Origin of the sequence: Streptomyces sp. NPDC059816, from assembly GCF_042732055.1 — a bacterium.
Classification (GTDB): domain Bacteria; phylum Actinomycetota; class Actinomycetes; order Streptomycetales; family Streptomycetaceae; genus Streptomyces.
This window is the reverse complement of sequence record NZ_JBHWIQ010000006.1, coordinates 282,423-299,047: the sequence shown is the minus strand read 5'-3', so window position 1 is coordinate 299,047 and position 16,625 is coordinate 282,423. Positions and strand designations below refer to the sequence as shown.

Annotated in this window: 18 protein-coding genes and 2 pseudogenes; 10 read left to right on the top strand and 10 right to left on the bottom strand. The window is 72.2% G+C overall.

Going from position 1 to position 16,625, the window contains the following annotated elements; translation table 11 throughout:
* Positions 1-22: 22 nt before the first annotated feature.
* Positions 23-1,015 carry a hypothetical protein gene (locus tag ACFV88_RS11215; RefSeq protein ID WP_385488636.1) on the bottom strand — a complete coding sequence of 331 codons (993 nt, stop codon included), beginning with the start codon at positions 1,013-1,015 and terminating at the stop codon, positions 23-25.
* A gap of 79 nt (positions 1,016-1,094) precedes the next feature.
* On the opposite strand from ACFV88_RS11215, the gene ACFV88_RS11210 reads away from it, so the two are divergent.
* The 4 genes from ACFV88_RS11210 to recX all read left to right on the top strand — a co-directional run bounded on the left by ACFV88_RS11210 (position 1,095) and on the right by recX (position 5,010).
* A complete protein-coding gene (locus ACFV88_RS11210; RefSeq protein ID WP_385488633.1) occupies positions 1,095-1,289 on the top strand; it encodes a DUF3046 domain-containing protein in 195 nt (64 codons plus the stop codon).
* A gap of 163 nt (positions 1,290-1,452) precedes the next feature.
* Entirely contained in the window at positions 1,453-2,709 is a 1,257-nt protein-coding gene (locus ACFV88_RS11205) for an AI-2E family transporter (protein WP_385488720.1), read from the top strand.
* A 432-nt stretch (positions 2,710-3,141) separates the two neighbouring features.
* Positions 3,142-4,263: a recombinase RecA gene (recA, locus tag ACFV88_RS11200; RefSeq protein WP_385488630.1), complete on the top strand. Its 1,122-nt coding sequence runs from the start codon at positions 3,142-3,144 to the stop codon at positions 4,261-4,263.
* A gap of 3 nt (positions 4,264-4,266) precedes the next feature.
* Positions 4,267-5,010 (top strand): recombination regulator RecX, encoded by a 744-nt coding sequence (gene recX / locus ACFV88_RS11195; protein ID WP_385488628.1) that lies wholly within the window; start codon positions 4,267-4,269, stop codon positions 5,008-5,010.
* A 37-nt stretch (positions 5,011-5,047) separates the two neighbouring features.
* Here the strand turns inward: recX and ACFV88_RS11190 are convergent, their stop codons facing one another.
* Positions 5,048-5,863, bottom strand: coding sequence for a TetR/AcrR family transcriptional regulator (locus ACFV88_RS11190; RefSeq protein WP_385488626.1), 816 nt, complete (start codon positions 5,861-5,863; stop codon positions 5,048-5,050).
* Between the two features lie 7 nt (positions 5,864-5,870).
* Between ACFV88_RS11190 and ACFV88_RS11185 the strand changes: the two are divergent.
* The 4 genes and pseudogenes from ACFV88_RS11185 to ACFV88_RS11170 form a co-directional block, all read left to right on the top strand.
* Positions 5,871-5,921: pseudogene (locus ACFV88_RS11185) on the top strand (hypothetical protein); the annotation flags it as partial.
* A pseudogene (locus tag ACFV88_RS11180) lies at positions 5,900-6,073 on the top strand (hypothetical protein); the annotation flags it as partial. The pseudogenes ACFV88_RS11185 and ACFV88_RS11180, both read left to right, overlap by 22 nt.
* Before the next feature lie 73 nt (positions 6,074-6,146).
* Entirely contained in the window at positions 6,147-6,377 is a 231-nt protein-coding gene (locus ACFV88_RS11175; protein ID WP_385488722.1) for a hypothetical protein, read from the top strand.
* A 92-nt stretch (positions 6,378-6,469) separates the two neighbouring features.
* Entirely contained in the window at positions 6,470-7,216 is a 747-nt protein-coding gene (locus ACFV88_RS11170; protein WP_385488718.1) for a CocE/NonD family hydrolase C-terminal non-catalytic domain-containing protein, read from the top strand.
* 75 nt (positions 7,217-7,291) lie between these two features.
* Here the strand turns inward: ACFV88_RS11170 and ACFV88_RS11165 are convergent, their stop codons facing one another.
* The 8 genes from ACFV88_RS11165 to ACFV88_RS11130 all read right to left on the bottom strand — a co-directional run bounded on the left by ACFV88_RS11165 (position 7,292) and on the right by ACFV88_RS11130 (position 14,178).
* Positions 7,292-7,735, bottom strand: a complete 444-nt coding sequence (locus tag ACFV88_RS11165; protein WP_385488623.1) for a rhodanese-like domain-containing protein — start codon at positions 7,733-7,735, stop codon at positions 7,292-7,294.
* Complete coding sequence (locus ACFV88_RS11160; RefSeq protein WP_385488621.1) at positions 7,732-8,277, bottom strand: cysteine dioxygenase; 546 nt, start codon at positions 8,275-8,277, stop codon at positions 7,732-7,734. Before ACFV88_RS11160 ends, ACFV88_RS11165 begins: the two co-directional genes overlap by 4 nt.
* 121 nt (positions 8,278-8,398) lie before the next feature.
* Positions 8,399-8,467, bottom strand: coding sequence for a putative leader peptide (locus tag ACFV88_RS11155; RefSeq protein ID WP_385488716.1), 69 nt, complete (start codon positions 8,465-8,467; stop codon positions 8,399-8,401).
* 242 nt (positions 8,468-8,709) lie between these two features.
* Positions 8,710-10,302, bottom strand: coding sequence for an FAD-dependent monooxygenase (locus ACFV88_RS11150; protein ID WP_385488619.1), 1,593 nt, complete (start codon positions 10,300-10,302; stop codon positions 8,710-8,712).
* Between the two features lie 286 nt (positions 10,303-10,588).
* On the bottom strand, positions 10,589-11,533 hold the full coding sequence (locus tag ACFV88_RS11145) for an amino acid ABC transporter permease (RefSeq protein ID WP_385488616.1): 945 nt from the start codon (positions 11,531-11,533) through the stop codon (positions 10,589-10,591).
* Positions 11,530-12,177 carry an amino acid ABC transporter permease gene (locus ACFV88_RS11140; RefSeq protein WP_385488615.1) on the bottom strand — a complete coding sequence of 216 codons (648 nt, stop codon included), beginning with the start codon at positions 12,175-12,177 and terminating at the stop codon, positions 11,530-11,532. Before ACFV88_RS11140 ends, ACFV88_RS11145 begins: the two co-directional genes overlap by 4 nt.
* A 154-nt stretch (positions 12,178-12,331) precedes the next feature.
* Positions 12,332-13,249, bottom strand: coding sequence for a glutamate ABC transporter substrate-binding protein (locus tag ACFV88_RS11135; RefSeq protein WP_385488612.1), 918 nt, complete (start codon positions 13,247-13,249; stop codon positions 12,332-12,334).
* Positions 13,250-13,401: 152 nt separating this feature from the next.
* Positions 13,402-14,178 carry an amino acid ABC transporter ATP-binding protein gene (locus ACFV88_RS11130; protein ID WP_385488611.1) on the bottom strand — a complete coding sequence of 259 codons (777 nt, stop codon included), beginning with the start codon at positions 14,176-14,178 and terminating at the stop codon, positions 13,402-13,404.
* Between the two features lie 279 nt (positions 14,179-14,457).
* Between ACFV88_RS11130 and ACFV88_RS11125 the strand changes: the two genes are divergently transcribed.
* Positions 14,458-15,153: a response regulator transcription factor gene (locus ACFV88_RS11125; protein WP_385488608.1), complete on the top strand. Its 696-nt coding sequence runs from the start codon at positions 14,458-14,460 to the stop codon at positions 15,151-15,153.
* Between the two features lie 9 nt (positions 15,154-15,162).
* Positions 15,163-16,566: an ATP-binding protein gene (locus ACFV88_RS11120; protein WP_385488606.1), complete on the top strand. Its 1,404-nt coding sequence runs from the start codon at positions 15,163-15,165 to the stop codon at positions 16,564-16,566.
* The last annotated feature ends 59 nt before the right edge of the window (positions 16,567-16,625 follow it).

Below are 16,625 nucleotides of genomic sequence, written 5' to 3'. Positions count from 1 at the left end.
GGCCCGCCCCGGACCGGGCCGTTCAGCCGATGGACCGGCCGTGGGCCCGCAGGGTGCGCAACGCCTCCAGGGTGACGATGGGGCGCCACTCCAGCGCCGTGCCGGGCGCCCACAACCGCCACTGGATCGGCCAGCCCCCGTCGCTCTGCTGCTGCGCCGCCAGCACGTCCAGTGACCGGGCCATCTCCGCCTCCGTGAACCAGGCGCGCGCCAGCGAGCGGGGGGAGCGCGCGAAGTGATGCGGGTAGTGGTGCTCCTTGGGGGCGTACCCGGGGGCCACCGGGAAGTCGTCGAGCCGCTCCGGGTCCAGGACCGCGAGCCGCTGTTCCCGCACCAGCCGTCCCAGCCGGTCGGCGGCGGCCTCCGCGCGCGAGCGGTCCGGAACGGAGTCCAGGAACACGATCGCGGCCTCGATCTCGTAGGGGTGCGACTTCTCCAGCGACTCCACGGCGTGCCAGCAGAAGTCCGTCGCCCGGAACAGCCAGGCGTGCCAGACGTCGTTGCGGTGCAGCAGGCCCACCACCGGGCCCGTCGCCAGCAGGTCCCCCGGCGGATGGTCCACGACCGGCACGAACGGCGCCGACGGGTACGCCCGCTGGGTCGGCAGCACCGAGGGCAGGGCCCCCTCCGGGGTGGACACGGACGTCAGGTGGCGGCCGAGCCGCTCCACGCGCTGTCCGCCGCACCGCCCGATCGAGTCGAGCACCCGCAGCGCGTGCGCGGCGTGCAGGGGCTGGCTCACCGGCCCCCTGAGGTCGGGTTCGAGGGCGTGCCCGTAGCCGCCGTCCTCGGTGCGGTACGCGTCGAGGGCGGTCTCCACCGCGTCGGCGTCGGCCGCGCCCAGGAACTCGTACGCGAACCTGCGCTGCTCCAGCACCCGCGCGGTGAGCCACAGGAAGTCCGCCGCGCGGGCGAGCGGGGTGTGCGCCGGGGTGGGCTGCGCGGCTGAGGGAGCCGGGGCGGTGGAACGTGTGGCGGGCTGCGAGGGCAGGGGGAAAGCTCCGGATTCGGCCATGTCACGACCGTAGAGGCCGAGCGCCGTGCGGGGAGCCGTACCGGTCCGGCTGCACCCTCAGGGGCGGGATACTGGAGGCATGCGGTTGACGGTTTTCTGGCAGCGGATGGCGGACCACTTCGGTGCGGGGTACGCCGAGTCCTTCGCCCGTGACCACGTGATGGCGGAGTTGGACGGGCGCACGGTGCACCAGGCGCTCGCGGCAGGGTGGGAGGCGAAGGACGTGTGGCGGGCGGTGTGCGAGGCGGTCGGCGTGCCGGCGCACCTGCGCTGACCGGCCGCCGCCGCGCACGGGTCGGGGTGTCCGGTTCGCAAGGGTGGGGCGGAAACCGCTTGGCGTAGGCGAAACTTGCACGGTGGCACCCATCGATGACACGGACGACAGCACGCGCACGGCAGGTCCGGCCGACGGCGCGGACACCTCCCGGGCGGCACGGATATCCCGGGACCCCACCCCGTCCACCGGGGCGGCACCGCCGCCCGCGGCCCGGTCCGACGGAGCGGCCCCGGTGGACGACCGGAGCGTCAAGATGCCCCGCTGGCTGCCGCGCGCCATCGTGCTGGCCCTCGCCCTGTACGCCTGCTTCCAGCTCGGCAGCTGGGCGTTCCACCAGCTCACCGGCCTGCTGATCAACATCCTGATCTCGTTCTTCCTGGCGCTGGCCATCGAGCCCGCCGTGAGTTGGATGGCGGCGCGGGGGATGCGCCGGGGTCTCGCCACGGCGACCGTGTTCCTGGGGCTGGTGGTCGTGACGGCGGGCTTCGTCACGATGATGGGATCGATGCTCGCCGGCCAGATCGCGAGCATCTCCGAGGACTTCCCCAAGTACCTCGACTCGGTCATCAACTGGACCAACACGACGTTCGGCACCGAACTGAACCGGGTCAAGGTCCAGGACAGCCTCGTCCACTCCGACTGGCTCCAGAAGTACATCCAGGACAGCGCCACCGGTGTCCTGGACGTCTCCGCGCAGGTGCTGGGCGGGCTGTTCCACCTGCTGACCGTGCTGCTGTTCGCGTTCTACTTCGCGGCGGACGGCCCGCGGCTGCGACGGGCGCTGTGTTCGGTGCTGCCGCCCGCCCGGCAGGCCGAGGTGCTGCGGGCCTGGGAGATCGCCGTCAACAAGACGGGCGGGTACCTGTACTCGCGCGGGCTGATGGCCCTGGTGTCCGGCGTCGCGCACTACATCCTGTTCGAGGCCCTGACGGTGCCCTACGCGCCGGCCTTGGCGGTGTGGGTGGGCCTCGTCTCCCAGTTCATCCCGACCATCGGCACGTACCTGGCGGGCGCCCTGCCCATGCTGATCGCCTTCACGGTCGACCCCTGGTACTCGCTGTGGGTGCTGATCTTCGTCCTGGTGTACCAGCAGTTCGAGAACTACCTGCTCCAGCCGAAGCTGACCGCCCGGACCGTGGACATCCACCCGGCCGTCGCCTTCGGTTCGGTCATCGTCGGCACGGCGCTGCTCGGCGCGGTGGGCGCGCTGATCGCCATTCCGGCGGTCGCCACCCTCCAGGCGTTCCTCAGCACGTACGTCCGGCGGTACGACGTCACGGACGACCCCCGGGTCCAGGGCCACCCGCGCAAGACGACCGGAGGCGCGTTCAGCCGGGTCCGCGGGTTGCTGGGCGGTTCGGCGGCCCGTACCGCGCGGACCCGCTCCGCGGACGCCGACGGGGTGCCCGGCGGCTGACGCCGGGGCACCCGAGGCACGCGGGGGTACCGCACGGGGGGCGGTGGTCGGACGGGCTCCGACCACCGCCCCCCGTGCGTGTCGGGGCACGTCAGGGCTTGTCAGGCGCTTGTCGGGGCGTGTCAGGGGTGTTCCGGGGGTGCGACGTAGGCTCGGTGGTGCCGCGTGGTGCGCTTGACACCAAAATCGAACATCCATTCTGATGGGGGTGGTCCGAAGCGCGTGGCCGACCGGTTCCCCGCCCCGATCGCCGGGGTTCTCGGGCGGTTTCGGGGCGGTCTCCAGGGCCGCCGAGAGGTTTCGGCGGTGTCCTCGGAGGCCGTGGTCGCCGGAGTTATCCACAGGTCGGACCGGCGTCGGGGCGCGTTGTCAGTGGCAGGCGTTAGCGTCTTTGACGTGAAGCGATCGACTCAAGCAAATCGGGTGGAACCCATGGCAGGAACCGACCGCGAGAAGGCGTTGGACGCCGCGCTCGCACAGATCGAACGACAATTCGGCAAGGGCGCGGTGATGCGCCTGGGCGAGCGGCCGAACGAGCCCATCGAGGTCATCCCCACCGGGTCGACCGCCCTCGACGTCGCCCTCGGGGTCGGCGGACTGCCGCGCGGACGCGTGGTGGAGGTCTACGGGCCGGAGTCCTCCGGCAAGACCACCCTCACCCTCCACGCCGTGGCCAACGCGCAGAAGGCCGGCGGTCAGGTCGCCTTCATCGACGCGGAGCACGCCCTCGACCCCGAGTACGCCAAGAAGCTCGGCGTCGACATCGACAACCTCATCCTGTCCCAGCCGGACAACGGTGAGCAGGCCCTGGAAATCACGGACATGCTCATCCGTTCCGGTGCCCTCGACCTCATCGTCATCGACTCCGTCGCGGCGCTCGTACCGCGCGCGGAGATCGAGGGTGAGATGGGCGACTCGCACGTGGGCCTCCAGGCCCGACTGATGAGCCAGGCCCTGCGCAAGATCACCAGCGCGCTCAACCAGTCCAAGACCACGGCGATCTTCATCAACCAGCTCCGCGAGAAGATCGGCGTGATGTTCGGCTCCCCGGAGACGACGACCGGTGGCCGCGCCCTGAAGTTCTACGCCTCGGTCCGCATCGACATCCGTCGCATCGAGACCCTCAAGGACGGCACCGATGCGGTGGGCAACCGCACCCGCTGCAAGGTCGTCAAGAACAAGGTCGCGCCGCCGTTCAAGCAGGCCGAGTTCGACATCCTCTACGGCCAGGGCATCAGCCGTGAGGGCGGGCTGATCGACATGGGCGTGGAGCACGGCTTCGTCCGCAAGGCCGGTGCCTGGTACACGTACGAGGGCGACCAGCTCGGCCAGGGCAAGGAGAACGCGCGCAACTTCCTCAAGGACAACCCCGATCTGGCCAATGAGATCGAGCGGAAGATCAAGGAGAAGCTCGGCGTCGGAGTGAAGCTCGAGGTCCCGGCCGGTGAGCCGGGGGCGGACGCGGCCGTCACCGCACCCGCGGAGGAGACCAAGACGGTCCCCGCCCCGACGGCCAAGACCACCAAGGCCAAGGCCACGGCGGCCAAGAGCTAGCCCGTGACACGGCGAACCGAATGGTCGGACCCCGAGGACTCCCCCCTCCGCCCCGCGGAGCGGGAAGGCCGGTGGGGCGCGGCGGGGGACGGGAGGTCCGGGGCGGGCCGCCCCGGACGCGCCGCCCCGCCGGGGGACCCGGCCGAGGGGGAAGACGGCCCTGCCCCCCGGCGGCGAGGCCGTCGCGGCCACCACGACAGCGGCTCCCCCTCCTCGTCGAGGGCCGAGCAGGGGGAGCCGCCCCGGGACCCGGCCGAGCAGGCGCGCGCGATCTGTCTGCGTCTGCTCACCGGGACCCCCCGCACCCGCAAGCAACTCGCGGACGCCCTGCGCAAGCGGGAGATCCCCGACGAGGTCGCCGAAGAGGTGCTGACCCGCTTCGAAGAAGTGGGCCTGATCAACGACGGTGCCTATGCGGACGCCTGGGTGGAGTCCCGGCACCACGGCCGGGGCCTCGCCCGCCGCGCGCTCGCCCGTGAGCTGCGGACCAAGGGCGTCGACTCCGCCGTGATCGACGAGGCCGTGGCGCAACTCGACCCCGAGCAGGAGGAAGCCACCGCCCGCGAGCTGGTGGCCCGCAAACTGCGCACCACCCGCGGGCTGGACCGCGACAAACGGCTGCGCCGCCTCGCGGGCATGCTCGCCCGCAAGGGCTACTCCGAGGGCCTGGCGCTACGGGTGGTCCGGGCGGCCCTGGAGGAAGAGGGCGAGGACCCGCAGGCGTGGGACCCGGGCTACGGGGAGTGACCCCGGGCGAGCTCCGGCGGGCGAGCCGCGCTCCGGGTCAGCGGGTCCCGGCGCGGGGGACACCCGATTCAGGAGCACCGGCGCCGGCTTCGAGGGGGTCGGAGCCCCGGGCGCCGGAGTCGGGGGCACCGAGCCCCTCGATCAGCCGGTTGAGGAACCGGTCGAAGGTGGCTTCGGGGGTGACGGGCCGCTGGGGAGCGGCGAGCGCTTCGGAGAGTTCCGGGTGGTGGCCGTCCGCGGCGACGACGGCGAGGTAGCGGGCTTCGGCCGCGGTCCGGTCGAAGGACCGAGAGGCCGCGGCCTGCGCGATCTCGTACGTCACGTGCCCGGTCACGAACGCGGTGAACTGGGCGAAGACCTCCACCCGCGTCGCACCGTCCAGGCCGGAGGGCCGCAGGGCGGCGAGTGCGTACTCCAGGAAGGCCAGGGTGTTCGGCCCGGGGGTCCGACGGCTGGACAGGGCGACCGGCAGCCAGGGGTGCCGCAGCATCAGGGCACGCTGGAGGTGCGCGATGGCCTTCGCCTCGGCGCGCCAGTGCCCGCAGGGCGTGCCCCCGGTCGGCAGTTCCCCGCTGACCCGGTCGACCATCAGCTCCAGCAGCGTCTCCTTGTCGGGGGCGTAGCTGTAGAGCGACATCACGCCCGCTCCGACCTCTGCCGCCACCCGTCGCATGGTGACCGCCTCCAGCCCCTCGGCGTCCGCGACGGCGACGGCGGCGGCGGTGATCGCCGCGCGGCGATGGCGTCGCGCACGCGCAACCCCCGGTCCGCACCGACCTGGTCGCTGCCCTCGGGCAAGCCTCCGCTGGCCGCCCGGGCGATGCGGTCGACCTGGCGCCGGCTCCCGGCCCACCCTCCTGGTGCGCTCGCCCTACGGTCGGGGCGTGCCCTGGTCCGCCCAGTACGGCCTGCTCTTCGCCGAACAGGGCTTCCACGTGGTCATCCAGAGCTGCCGCGGCACCGGCGGCTCGGCGGCTCGGGCGGCGAGTTCGACCTGTGGCGCAACGAGGCGGCCGACGGGCGGGCCGCGGCGGCCTGGCAACGCGAACAGCCTTGGTTCACCGGTCGGTTGGGTACGGTCGGCCCCAGCTACCTCGGCTACGTGCAGTGGGCCCCCGCCGCCGGAGCTGAAGGCGATGGCGATCCAGGTGGGACTGCACGACCCCCACGCCCTGTTCCACACCCGCGACGGCGCGCTCCGCCTGGAGAACGCCCTCGCCATCGGGGTGGGGATGACCTACCAGCACCGGGGGGCGGGGGCGTTCCTCAAGGCCACCCTGCGTCTGGCGCGCCGGCTGCGCGAGGTCACCGGCGCCCGGCCGCTGCGCGGATCGTACGCACCCGCCCTCGGGGGTGGAACGCCCTGACAGGACGCGGCGTTGACACATCCGGACGCCGTGGACCCGTACTGGGACGGTGCGTCGCTGGCACGGGCAGCAGAGCGGCAGAGCGGCAAACCGTGCCGACCAGCCTGATCACCGGATGGCACGACGTATGGGTCGACCAGACCTTCGAGCAGTACGCACGACTGCGTCGGGCCGGCTGCGAGACGGCCCTGCTCGTCGGCCCCTGGACCCACACCTCCGTCCTGCAACAGGGCTGGCCCGAAGTGTTCACCGAAACCCTGGCTTGGCTGCGCACCCATCTGCACGCCGACCGCTCCGGTCTGCGTCCCACCGGGGTGCGCGTGCACCTCGGCGGTGCGGACGACTGGCGCGACCTCGACGCATGGCCCGCGGACCCGTCCACCACCGCGTGGTTCCCCACCCGGGACGGGCACCTCACGCGCCAGCCCCCCACCGACCCCCTCCCGCTGACCTCCTTCCGCTACGACCCCGCCGACCCCACTCCGTCCCTGGGCGGCCCACTGCTCTCCCGTACCGCGGGCGCCCGGGACAACGGCCGACTGGAGGACGTCAACGTCTGCGACGGGCTGGGGCGCCTGCGCACGACGGGTGGGGAGCTCACACGGATCACCGTGCCGATGAGCGCCACGGCTCACCGCTTCGCCGTCGGGCACCGCCTGCGCTGGCAGATCAGCGGGGGCGCCCACCCCCGGTACGCCCGCGGTTCCGGCACCGGGGACCCGCCCTTGGACGCCGCCCACCTCGTCCCGGCGCACCTCACGCTCCACGCGGATTCGGCGCTGCTGCTCCCCCGGGGAGCCACGGCCGCCCTGCCCCAGGGCCCCGAGGAGAACGACTGACCGGCCGAAGCTCCGGGGTACGCCATCGGCCCGGGGCGGGAGGTCGCCGCCCCGGGCCGATGGCCGTCGGGTGCGTCAGCCGCCGTCCGGTGCGGCCGTCAGGTGCTCCGCCGGGCCGGTGACGGGCAGCCCCGCGGCGCGCCACGCCTGGAAGCCGCCCACCAGGTCGGTCGCCCGCCGCAGCCCGAGCCGGTGCAGCGACTCGGCGGCCAGACTCGATGCGTACCCCTCGTTGCAGACCACCACCACCCGCAGGTCGTGGCCGGTCGCCTCGGCCGCACGGTGGCTGCCGAGCGGATCGAGGCGCCACTCCAACTCGTTGCGTTCCACCACCAGGGCCCCCGGGATCAGACCGTCCCGGTCCCGGAGGGCGGCGTACCGGATGTCGACCAGCAGGGCGTCACCCGCCCCGGCGGCGGCGTGCGCGTCCTCGGGGGCGAGCCGGTCGAGACCGGAGCGGACCCGCTCCAGGTGCACGTCCACGGACACCGCGCCGGTCGTGCTGTTCGCGTCGCTCACTGCCAGTCCTCCGGGAGTTCGACGTGCTCCAGCCGCATCACCCGTCCCGAGCGGCTGTACCGCCGGATCCGGGGCAACGGCGGGTAGTAGGCGTGCACGGAGACGGCGTGTTCGGTCGGTGACTCGTTCAGCACCTCGTGCACGTGGTGCCGTCCGAACGAGCGCCCCTTCCCCGCGGTCAGCCGCCGCGTGCGGTCGAGGCCCTCGCCGAGTTCGAGGGTCAGCCAGCCCTCGGTGGGCAGTCGGGCACTGACGGAGTGTTCGCGCAGTTCACCGCGGGCGGTGAGGAAGGCGCCGACGGATTCGGCGTGGTCGTGCCAGCCGGTGCCGGTGCCGGGCGGCCAGCCGATGAGCCAGGCTTCGCTGCCGCCGGGGCCTTCGAGCCGCACCCAGGTGCGGCCCTCGGGGTCGAGGGGGAGGGAAGCGACGAGGTCCTCGTCCGCGGCGACACGGCGGACGAAGTCGAGGAGTTCCGCCTGCATCGGCGTCCGCGGGGACGGGGCGGAGTACGGGGAGGGGGCTACGGGCGCGGAAGGGGGCACGGTGCCGTCCTGAAGGTTCGCAGGAACCACCCGCCCGCCGTCGACGGGACGCAGTGCACGAGGACGTGCCCGCGTACGGAACCGGACCGAACGGCGGCGGAGTGGCAGGAGGGGGCGAAAGTCAGGACCAGCGACACACGCAGCCCGCGTAGCGGACCAGGTCCATGTGGACCCTCCGCCACAGGCGCACATCGGTGTCGGTCACGTTCCGGAGTACACCACGGTGCCGGGAGGCGGTCAACCGAGTGTCACGGGGCGGACGTTCCCCCTGGGAGCAGCCGCGCGGACGCCCGGTAGCCGTCCTGAGCACGCCTGCCCCCGCGTGCGCCCCCACCCCGACGGCCGGTGCTCCCACCCCGACGGCCGGTGCTCCCACCGCGACGGCCGGTGCTCCCACCGCGACGGCCCGTGCTCGCACCCGACGACCGGCGCTCACGCCGGGTCGGCGGCCTCCGCCGGCTGCTCGGCCCCGCCCAGCACGACGTCCGCCGCCGCGTACAGCTCGACCGGCTGCACCCCGTTGAAGGTCGCCGCCAGATGCCCGTCCGGACGGACGAGGAGCACGGTGTGGGCCGCCGCGTCGAGGTAGGACTCCGTCACGAGGAGTTCGGCCCGGCAGGGGAGCGCGGACACGGCGGCCGTGAGCCGGGGCATGAGGCCCGCGCTCGCCCAGTGCCGTCGTTCCCAGACGCCGGTGCCCGGTGCGACCAGCAGCACCACCAGGTGGCCGAGCCCCAGCCGGTCCCGGAGCTGCACGAAGGTGCCGTCCTCGGCGGTCACCACCACATCCGCCACCGGTTCGCCCGGAGCCGTGCCCACCAAGGCCGCCGACGGGGACGGCGCGGGGGTGAGGGGCGAGCCCGCGTACGTGCCGGGCGCGCCCAGCGCACCGCGCCCCAGGTGGCCGTCCGTGAGCAGGGCGTCGTGCCCCCGGGCGGCCCCGGGCACGTAGGACCGCAGCCCGCCTCCGCCGCGCAGCAGGGGCAGTGCCTGGTCGGCGGCGCGCAGCCGGGCGGCGACCACGGCGCGGCGTTCGGTCTGGTAGCTGGCGAGCAGGCCGTCGGCGGGTCCGTGGTGCCAGGCGTGGGCGAGCTTCCAGGCGAGGTTGTTCGCGTCCCGCAGGCCCTCGTCCAGCCCCTGGGTGCCGAGGGCGCCGAGCAGATGGGCGGCGTCCCCCGCGAGGAACGCCCGGCCGACCCGCCATCTGCGGGCGAGCCGGTGGTGGACGGTGTGGACCCCGGTGTCGACGAGTTCGTAGGCGGGCGCGCTGCCGTCGTTCCAACCGGTCAGGGTCTCGTGCACCCGGGCGACCAGGGCGTCCGGGGTGACCAGCTCGTTCTTCGGAGGCAACAGCCAGTCCAGGCGCCACGACCCGTCGGGCAGGGGGCGGCCGGTCACCTCGGTGCCCGACAGTCGCCACGGCGGCATCCGGTGCACCAATGCCTCGCCGGGGCGGGGGAGTTCGGTGCGCAGGGTGGCCACCGCGTGGCGTTCGACGGCGGTGCGGCCGGGGAAGCGGATGTCGAGGAGCTTGCGGACCGTGGACCGGGGGCCGTCGCAGCCCACCAGGTAACTCCCGCGCCACCAGGTGCCCTTGGGGCCGCGGGTGTGCACGGTCAGCCCCGATCCGTCCTGCTCGACGCCGTCGACCCGGCTGTCCACGGCGACCTTGACGAGGCTCTGCCCGTCGATCGCCTCGCGCAGCGCGGCCGTCAAGGAGTGCTGGGCCAGGTGGAGCGGAGAGGGGGTCGTGTGATCGAAGGCGAGGTGCTGGGCGGACTGCTTGCGGCGCAGGGCCCGCCAGCCGGTCCAGCGGGTTCCGGTGCCCGCCTCGGTGAAGGACGCGCCGATCAGTTGCTCGACCCACCGCACCGTGTCGTCGTGCAGCACCGCCGTGCGCGCCGGGCGCGGTTCCTCCTTGCCGGGACCTTCGTCGAGGAGGACGCTGGGGACGCCGGACCGGGCGAGGGCGAGGGCGAGCGTGAGCCCCACGGGGCCCGCTCCGACAACGATCACCGGGTCCACGGAGTGGCGCCCCCTGCCCGGAGTGGAGTCCGCGACGTCAGGTCAGGTGTACGGGACGTACTGAGGCGGAACGAAGGAACGGGGTGCACGATCACAGAACGTATGCAACCCATTGCCGGTGCTTGCGTCAAGTGACGGAGACAGTGGCGATGACCCCACTGCCTCCATGGCCCAACGCACGGGTCGCACGACGTCAGGGGCCCACGGTACGCGACCGGCCGGCACCCGCCCAGACCGCCCGGGGACGCACGGTGTCACCGGGGCGGCCGGGGCGCCCGCAGTCCGCTCAGGGGAGATCGACCTTGCTCGCCGCGGCGGCGCCCGTGCCGCTGCCGGTCGTCGGCCCGGGGACGGCCCCGTCGGCCAGCTGTCCGCCGGCGGGCGTGATCTGCGGACCGGTCTTGGCCCGGCTGCCCCGCCTCTCGATCCAACTGGCCAGCGAGGAAAGGGCCAGGCAGAGGGCGACGTAGATGGTGCCCACGACGATCACGATCGGGGTGATCGGGTTCTCGTCGTTCACGATGATGGTGGTGGCCATCTTCCGGGCCTCGTAGAGCAGTTCCGGGAAGAGGATGACGTAACCGAGGGAGGTGTCCTTCAGGGTCACCACCAGCTGGCTGATGATCGACGGCAGCATCGAGCGGATCGCCTGCGGCAGTTGGAGCATCACCATCACCTGCGACTTGCGCAGGCCCAGCGCGTAGGCGGCCTCCACCTGTCCGCGGGGTACGGCGTTGATGCCGGCGCGCAGCACTTCCGCCTGGACCGAGCCGTTGTAGACGGTGAGTCCGATGACCAGGCCCCAGAAGGCGCTGTTCTCGCCGATGGCCCCGAGGTCGCTCCGGTAGGAGAGGAACAGCACCCACAGGGCGTAGATGGTGATCAGCAGCGGGATCGCCCGGAACAGCTCGATGAACCAGGTGGCCGCGGTGGAGACGGCCTTGTGGTCGGAGAGCCGCGCCACCGCGAGGAGCACCCCGAGGAGCAACGACAGCACGCCCGCGAGGGCGAACACCGTCAGGGTGCTCAGCAGGCCGTCGCGGATCCTGGCGCGGACGCCCGCGTTGTTGAAGATGTTCCAGACCTCGGGCTCCAACTGGCCCTTGACGTTCAGTCGGTAGATCGCGAACGCGACCAGACCGACCACGGCCGCCGAACCGATCACGGTGAACAGCCGGTTGCGGATCCGGGCCTTCGGGCCCGGTGTGTCGTACAGGACGCTGGAACTCATCGGGCGACCCCCAGGCGTCGCTCCAGCAGCCGGAACAAGCCGCTGATGGTGAAGGTGACGATCAGGTAGCCGAGGGCCACCCACAGGAAGATCCAGGCGATGTCGAAGCCCTTGTCGCTCAGGAGCTTCTGCACGCCGAACAACTCGGTGGCGCTGAACGCACCGGCGATGGCGGAGTTCTTGGTCAGCGCGATGAAGATCGAACTGAGCGGCGGCAGCACCGTCCGGGTGGCCTGCGGGAGCACGATCAGCCGCAGGGTCTGGGAGAACGTCATGCCCAGGGAGCGCGCCGCCTCCGCCTGGCCGAGGGGAACCGTGTTGATGCCCGAGCGGACCGCCTCGCAGACGAACGCCGAGGTGTAGCAGCCCAGCGCCAGCAGCGCCTTGGTCCAGGGGTTCAGTCCGGGCATGAAGATGACCGGGACCACGAACCAGACGACCAGGAAGAGCAGGGTCAGGGGGGTGTTGCGGAACAGGGTCACCCAGACCGTGCCGAAGAGTCGCAGCGGCGGGATCGGGGAGACCCGGAATCCGGCGACGATGACCCCCAGCACCAGGGCGAGCAGTCCGCTGGCCAGCGTCAGCAGGATGGTGCCGATGAACCCCTCGCGGAACTCCGGGAGATGGTCGAGCAGTACGTTCACGGGGACGTCCTCGTGGGCGGCGGGCGGGCAGGGAGGGCCACCGCCGGGCGGCTCCTCGTGGGAGGCCCGGGGCGGCCGGAGTGCTGCCGGTGGACCGGTGCCGTCAGGCGGCGGCGCGATGGGACGCCGCCGCCCGACGAGTCAGCGAGCGGCGTCAGTAGCGTTCGAGGGCCGGGGGCTCGACGTAGGCGGAGCCGGACAGGCCGAGCGTCGCCTCGTACGCCTTCTTGTAGTCGCCGCTCTTCTGGTGCGCCTCCAGCGCGTTGGTCACGGCGTCCCGCAGGGCCTTGTCGCCCTTGTCCATGCCGATGCCGTAGGGCTCCTTGGTGAACGGCTTGCCGATCACCTTGAGCTTGGTGGGCCGCTGGGCGGCGTAACCCTTGAGGATGGCGTCGTCCGTGGTGACCGCGTCGACCTCGTTGTTGAGGAGCTGCTGCACGCACTCGGAGTACTTGGACAGCTCGATCGTCTTCGCGCCGTACTTGGGCTTCTTGATCTCCTGGAGCGGGGTGGAGCCCTTGATGGAACACACCGTCTTGCCCTTGAGGGTGTCCGGACCGGTGATGGCCGACTCGTCCTTGCGGACCAGCAGGTCGGCGCCCGCGAGGAAGTACGGTCCGGCGAAGCCGACCTGCTTCTTGCGCTCGTCGTTGATGGTGTACGTCCCGACGTACAGGTCGACCTCGCCCTTGGAGATGGCGGTCTCGCGGACGTTGGAGTCCACGGTCTTGAACTCCAGCTTGTCCGGCGCGAACCCCAGGTCGGCGGCGACCATCTTGGCGATCTCGATGTCGAAGCCGGAGCGCTTGCCGTCGGTGTCCTCGAAGCCGAGGAACGGCTGGTCGCTCTTGGCGCCGAAGACGAGCTTGCCGGCCGACTGGGCCTTCTTGAGGACGGGGGAGTCGATGGAGACGTCCTTGGCCACCACGTACGTCGGCAGCTTCGGGGCGTCCTTGCCCTCGGCACCGCCCCCGGGCTTGTCGCCGGCGTTTCCGGACTCACCGCCGCAGGCGGTGGCGGTGAGCGCGAGCACGGCGATCGCCGCCACGGCGGCGGACTGGCGGAGCTTCATGAGAGATCCTTCGGGTCGGCGGGATCGACGGGGTCGGTGGACCCGCGCCGTCGGCGGGGCGGGCACCGCGCCGGAGCGCGGCGCCCGGACGGGCGGGTACCGCGGAGCGGGCCGTCGCTCCCGAAGGGCCGGCCCGCGGTGGCGCGGCGCTCTCAGTGGTGCAGGATCTTCGACAGGAAGTCCTTGGCGCGGTCGCTGCGCGGGTTGTTGAAGAACTGTTCCGGGGCGGCCTGTTCGACGATGCGGCCGTCGGCCATGAAGACGACCCGGTTGGCCGCGGAGCGGGCGAAGCCCATCTCGTGGGTGACGACGACCATGGTCATGCCGTCGCGGGCGAGCTGCTGCATGACCTCCAGCACCTCGTTGATCATCTCCGGGTCGAGGGCCGAGGTGGGCTCGTCGAAGAGCATCACCTTGGGGTCCATCGCCAACGCCCGTGCGATGGCGACGCGTTGCTGTTGACCGCCCGACAGCTGCGCCGGGTACTTGTCCGCCTGGCTGCCGACGCCGACGCGGTCGAGGAGCGTGCGCGCCTTGTCCTCGGCCGTCTTCCGGTCGGTCTTGCGGACCTTCGTCTGGCCCAGCACCACGTTCTCCAACACGGTCTTGTGGGCGAACAGGTTGAACGACTGGAAGACCATGCCCACATCGGCGCGCAGCCGGGCGAGTTCGCGGCCCTCCTGGGGCAACGGGCGCCCGTCGATGGTGATGTCGCCGGAGTCGACGGCCTCCAGCCGGTTGATCGTCCGGCACAGCGTCGACTTGCCCGAGCCGGAGGGGCCGATCACCACGACGACCTCACCGCGGGCGATGGTCAGATCGATGTCCTGGAGCACGTGCAGGGCGCCGAAGTGCTTGTTCACGTCCTTCAGTACGACCAGGTCCTCGGCCGCGGGTACGGCGTCCTTGGTCACCGATACTTCAGTCATCGGCCATCCCTCCGTCCTCCTCGGTTGTGAGGACAGTAGTGATGCGTCAATGCCATCGTCAGTACATCTGAGCGGAACTTGAGCATAACGATCTGATAGCCGATACTCACTCTTCGTGAGGGGGAGTGCCGGGCCGCGTACCGGGTACGTAACGGTCGGAGTGTGGCGTCCCATGCCCCTTGACGTGGTCCTTTCCGATCCGCATGGATGCTGTGGAGCACCTGTGCGCGCTCCGCGCCCACGGAGCGCCACGCATGCCACGAACCGGAGGGAGCCGGCATGAGACTCCTCCTCGTGGAGGACGACGACCACGTCGCTGCCGCGCTGTCCGCGATCCTGGCCCGGCACGGCATCAGCGTCGTGCACGCCCGCAGCGGCGAGGAAGCGCTGCGCGCACTGCTGCCCGACGCGGCGCCCGGCAAGCCGCCATTCGCGGTGGTCCTGCTCGACCTGGGACTACCCGACCAGGACGGCTACGAGGTCTGCGGCAAGATCCGCAAGCGCAGCGCCGTCCCGGTCATCATGGTCACCGCCCGGTCCGACGTGCGTTCCCGGATACACGGCCTCAACCTCGGTGCCGACGACTACGTGGTGAAGCCGTACGACACCGGGGAACTCCTCGCCCGCATCCACGCCGTCAGCCGGCGCATCGTCCCCGACGAGGCGGCGCCCGCGACCGACGACCTCGCACTCGGCCCGGTACGCATCGAACTGCCCAACCGGCGGGTCACCGTCGACGGGGTCCCCGTGCCGCTGACCCGCAAGGAGTTCGACCTGTTGGCCCTCCTCGCGCAGCGCCCCGGAGTGGTGTTCCGTCGTGAGCAGATCATCAGCGAGGTGTGGCGCACCAGCTGGGAGGGCACGGGGCGCACCCTGGAGGTGCACGTGGCCTCCCTGCGCTCCAAGCTGCGCATGCCCGCCCTGATAGAGACCGTGCGGGGCGTGGGTTACCGGCTCGTCGCCCCGGCGCCGTAGAGGCCGCGGGTGCGCGCACGCCTCCTTCCGCTGCTCATCGTCCTCATGGCCGGGGTCCTGCTCGCCCTCGGCTTCCCGCTGGGGGCGAGCGTGGCGGCACAGCAACAGCAGAAGGTCGTCATCGACCGGATCGACGACACCGCCCGGTTCGCCTCGCTGGCCCAGTTCGTGACCGCCCGCAGTTCCGGTTCTCGGGTGTCGACCACCGACGAACGGAAGGAGACCCTGCGCCAGGAACTCTCCCGCTACCACCAGGTGTACGGCATCCGAGCGGGCGTCTTCTACCGCGACGACGGGCCGATGGCGAACGCACCGGCCAGTTGGCGCATCCCCGACCACGGGGACATCCGCGACGCCTTCCAGGAGGCCCTGCTGTCGCGCCCGGGGCACGACCCCGACCAGGTGTGGCCGTGGCAGGACGGCCGTCTCGTCGTGGCCTCCCCGGTCATCCGGGACGGGGACGTCCTCGCGGTCGTCGTCACCGACTCGCCGACCGAGCAGATGCGCGCCAAGACCCTGCGCGGCTGGCTGTTCATCGCCGCGGGGGAGGCCGCCGCGATGCTCGTCGCGGTGGGGGCGGCGCTCCGGCTGACCGGCTGGGTGCTGCGCCCCGTGCGCATCCTCGACGCCACCACCCACGACATCGCCACCGGCCGGCTCAAGTCCCGGGTCGCCTCCCTGGGCGGGCCGCCGGAACTGCGGCGGCTGGCGGGCTCGTTCAACGAGATGGCCGACCACGTCGAGACCGTGCTGGAGCAACAGCGCGCGTTCGTCGCTGACGCCTCCCACCAGCTGCGCAACCCGCTGGCCGCGCTCTTGCTGCGCATCGAACTGCTCGCCCTGGAACTACCGGAGGGCAATGCCGAGGTCGCCTCGGTGCGCACCGAGGGCAAGCGGCTCGCCCAGGTGCTCGACGATCTGCTGGACCTGGCGCTGGCCGAGCACGCCGAGGCGAATCTGAGGCTGGTCGACGTGGGTGCGCTGACCGCCGAGCGGGCCGAGGCGTGGCGGCCCCTCGCCGAGGACAAGGGGGTTCGGCTGCGGCAGCGGACGCCCGCGCTCACCGCGTGGGCGGACCCGATCGCCCTGTCCAGCGTGCTGGACGCGGTCATCGACAACGCGCTCAAGTTCTCGCCCCCGGGCGCCGAGGTCACGGTCACGGTCGCCGCCGCCGGGGCCCGCTCGCGGATCGAGGTGTGCGACGCCGGGCCCGGACTCACCGACGAGGAACTGGGCCGGGTGGGGGACCGGTTCTGGCGCAGCGCCCAGCACCAGAACGTCAAGGGTTCGGGGCTCGGACTGTCCATCTCGCGGGCCCTGCTGGCCCCGGGCGGCGGCACGATCGCCTACGCCAGGCGCGAGCCGGCCGGGCTGCGGGTGACGGTCAGCGTGCCCCGGGCCCGCGAGGAGTGACCGGCCGGGGCCGCTGCCTTCGACGGTGGTCGCGCTCCGTGCGCAAGGACCGGGCACCC

What these genes read in the sequence shown, in the direction of transcription:
- ACFV88_RS11125 (WP_385488608.1), top strand. Translation starts at nt 14,458, where the DNA reads ATGAGACTCCTCCTCGTGGAGGACGACGACCACGTCGCTGCCGCGCTG.
- ACFV88_RS11175 (WP_385488722.1), top strand. Translation starts at nt 6,147, where the DNA reads ATGGCGATCCAGGTGGGACTGCACGACCCCCACGCCCTGTTCCACACC.
- recA (WP_385488630.1), top strand. Translation starts at nt 3,142, where the DNA reads ATGGCAGGAACCGACCGCGAGAAGGCGTTGGACGCCGCGCTCGCACAG.
- ACFV88_RS11130 (WP_385488611.1), bottom strand. Translation starts at nt 14,178, where the DNA reads ATGACTGAAGTATCGGTGACCAAGGACGCCGTACCCGCGGCCGAGGAC.
- ACFV88_RS11215 (WP_385488636.1), bottom strand. Translation starts at nt 1,015, where the DNA reads ATGGCCGAATCCGGAGCTTTCCCCCTGCCCTCGCAGCCCGCCACACGT.
- ACFV88_RS11210 (WP_385488633.1), top strand. Translation starts at nt 1,095, where the DNA reads ATGCGGTTGACGGTTTTCTGGCAGCGGATGGCGGACCACTTCGGTGCG.
- ACFV88_RS11145 (WP_385488616.1), bottom strand. Translation starts at nt 11,533, where the DNA reads ATGAGTTCCAGCGTCCTGTACGACACACCGGGCCCGAAGGCCCGGATC.
- ACFV88_RS11135 (WP_385488612.1), bottom strand. Translation starts at nt 13,249, where the DNA reads ATGAAGCTCCGCCAGTCCGCCGCCGTGGCGGCGATCGCCGTGCTCGCG.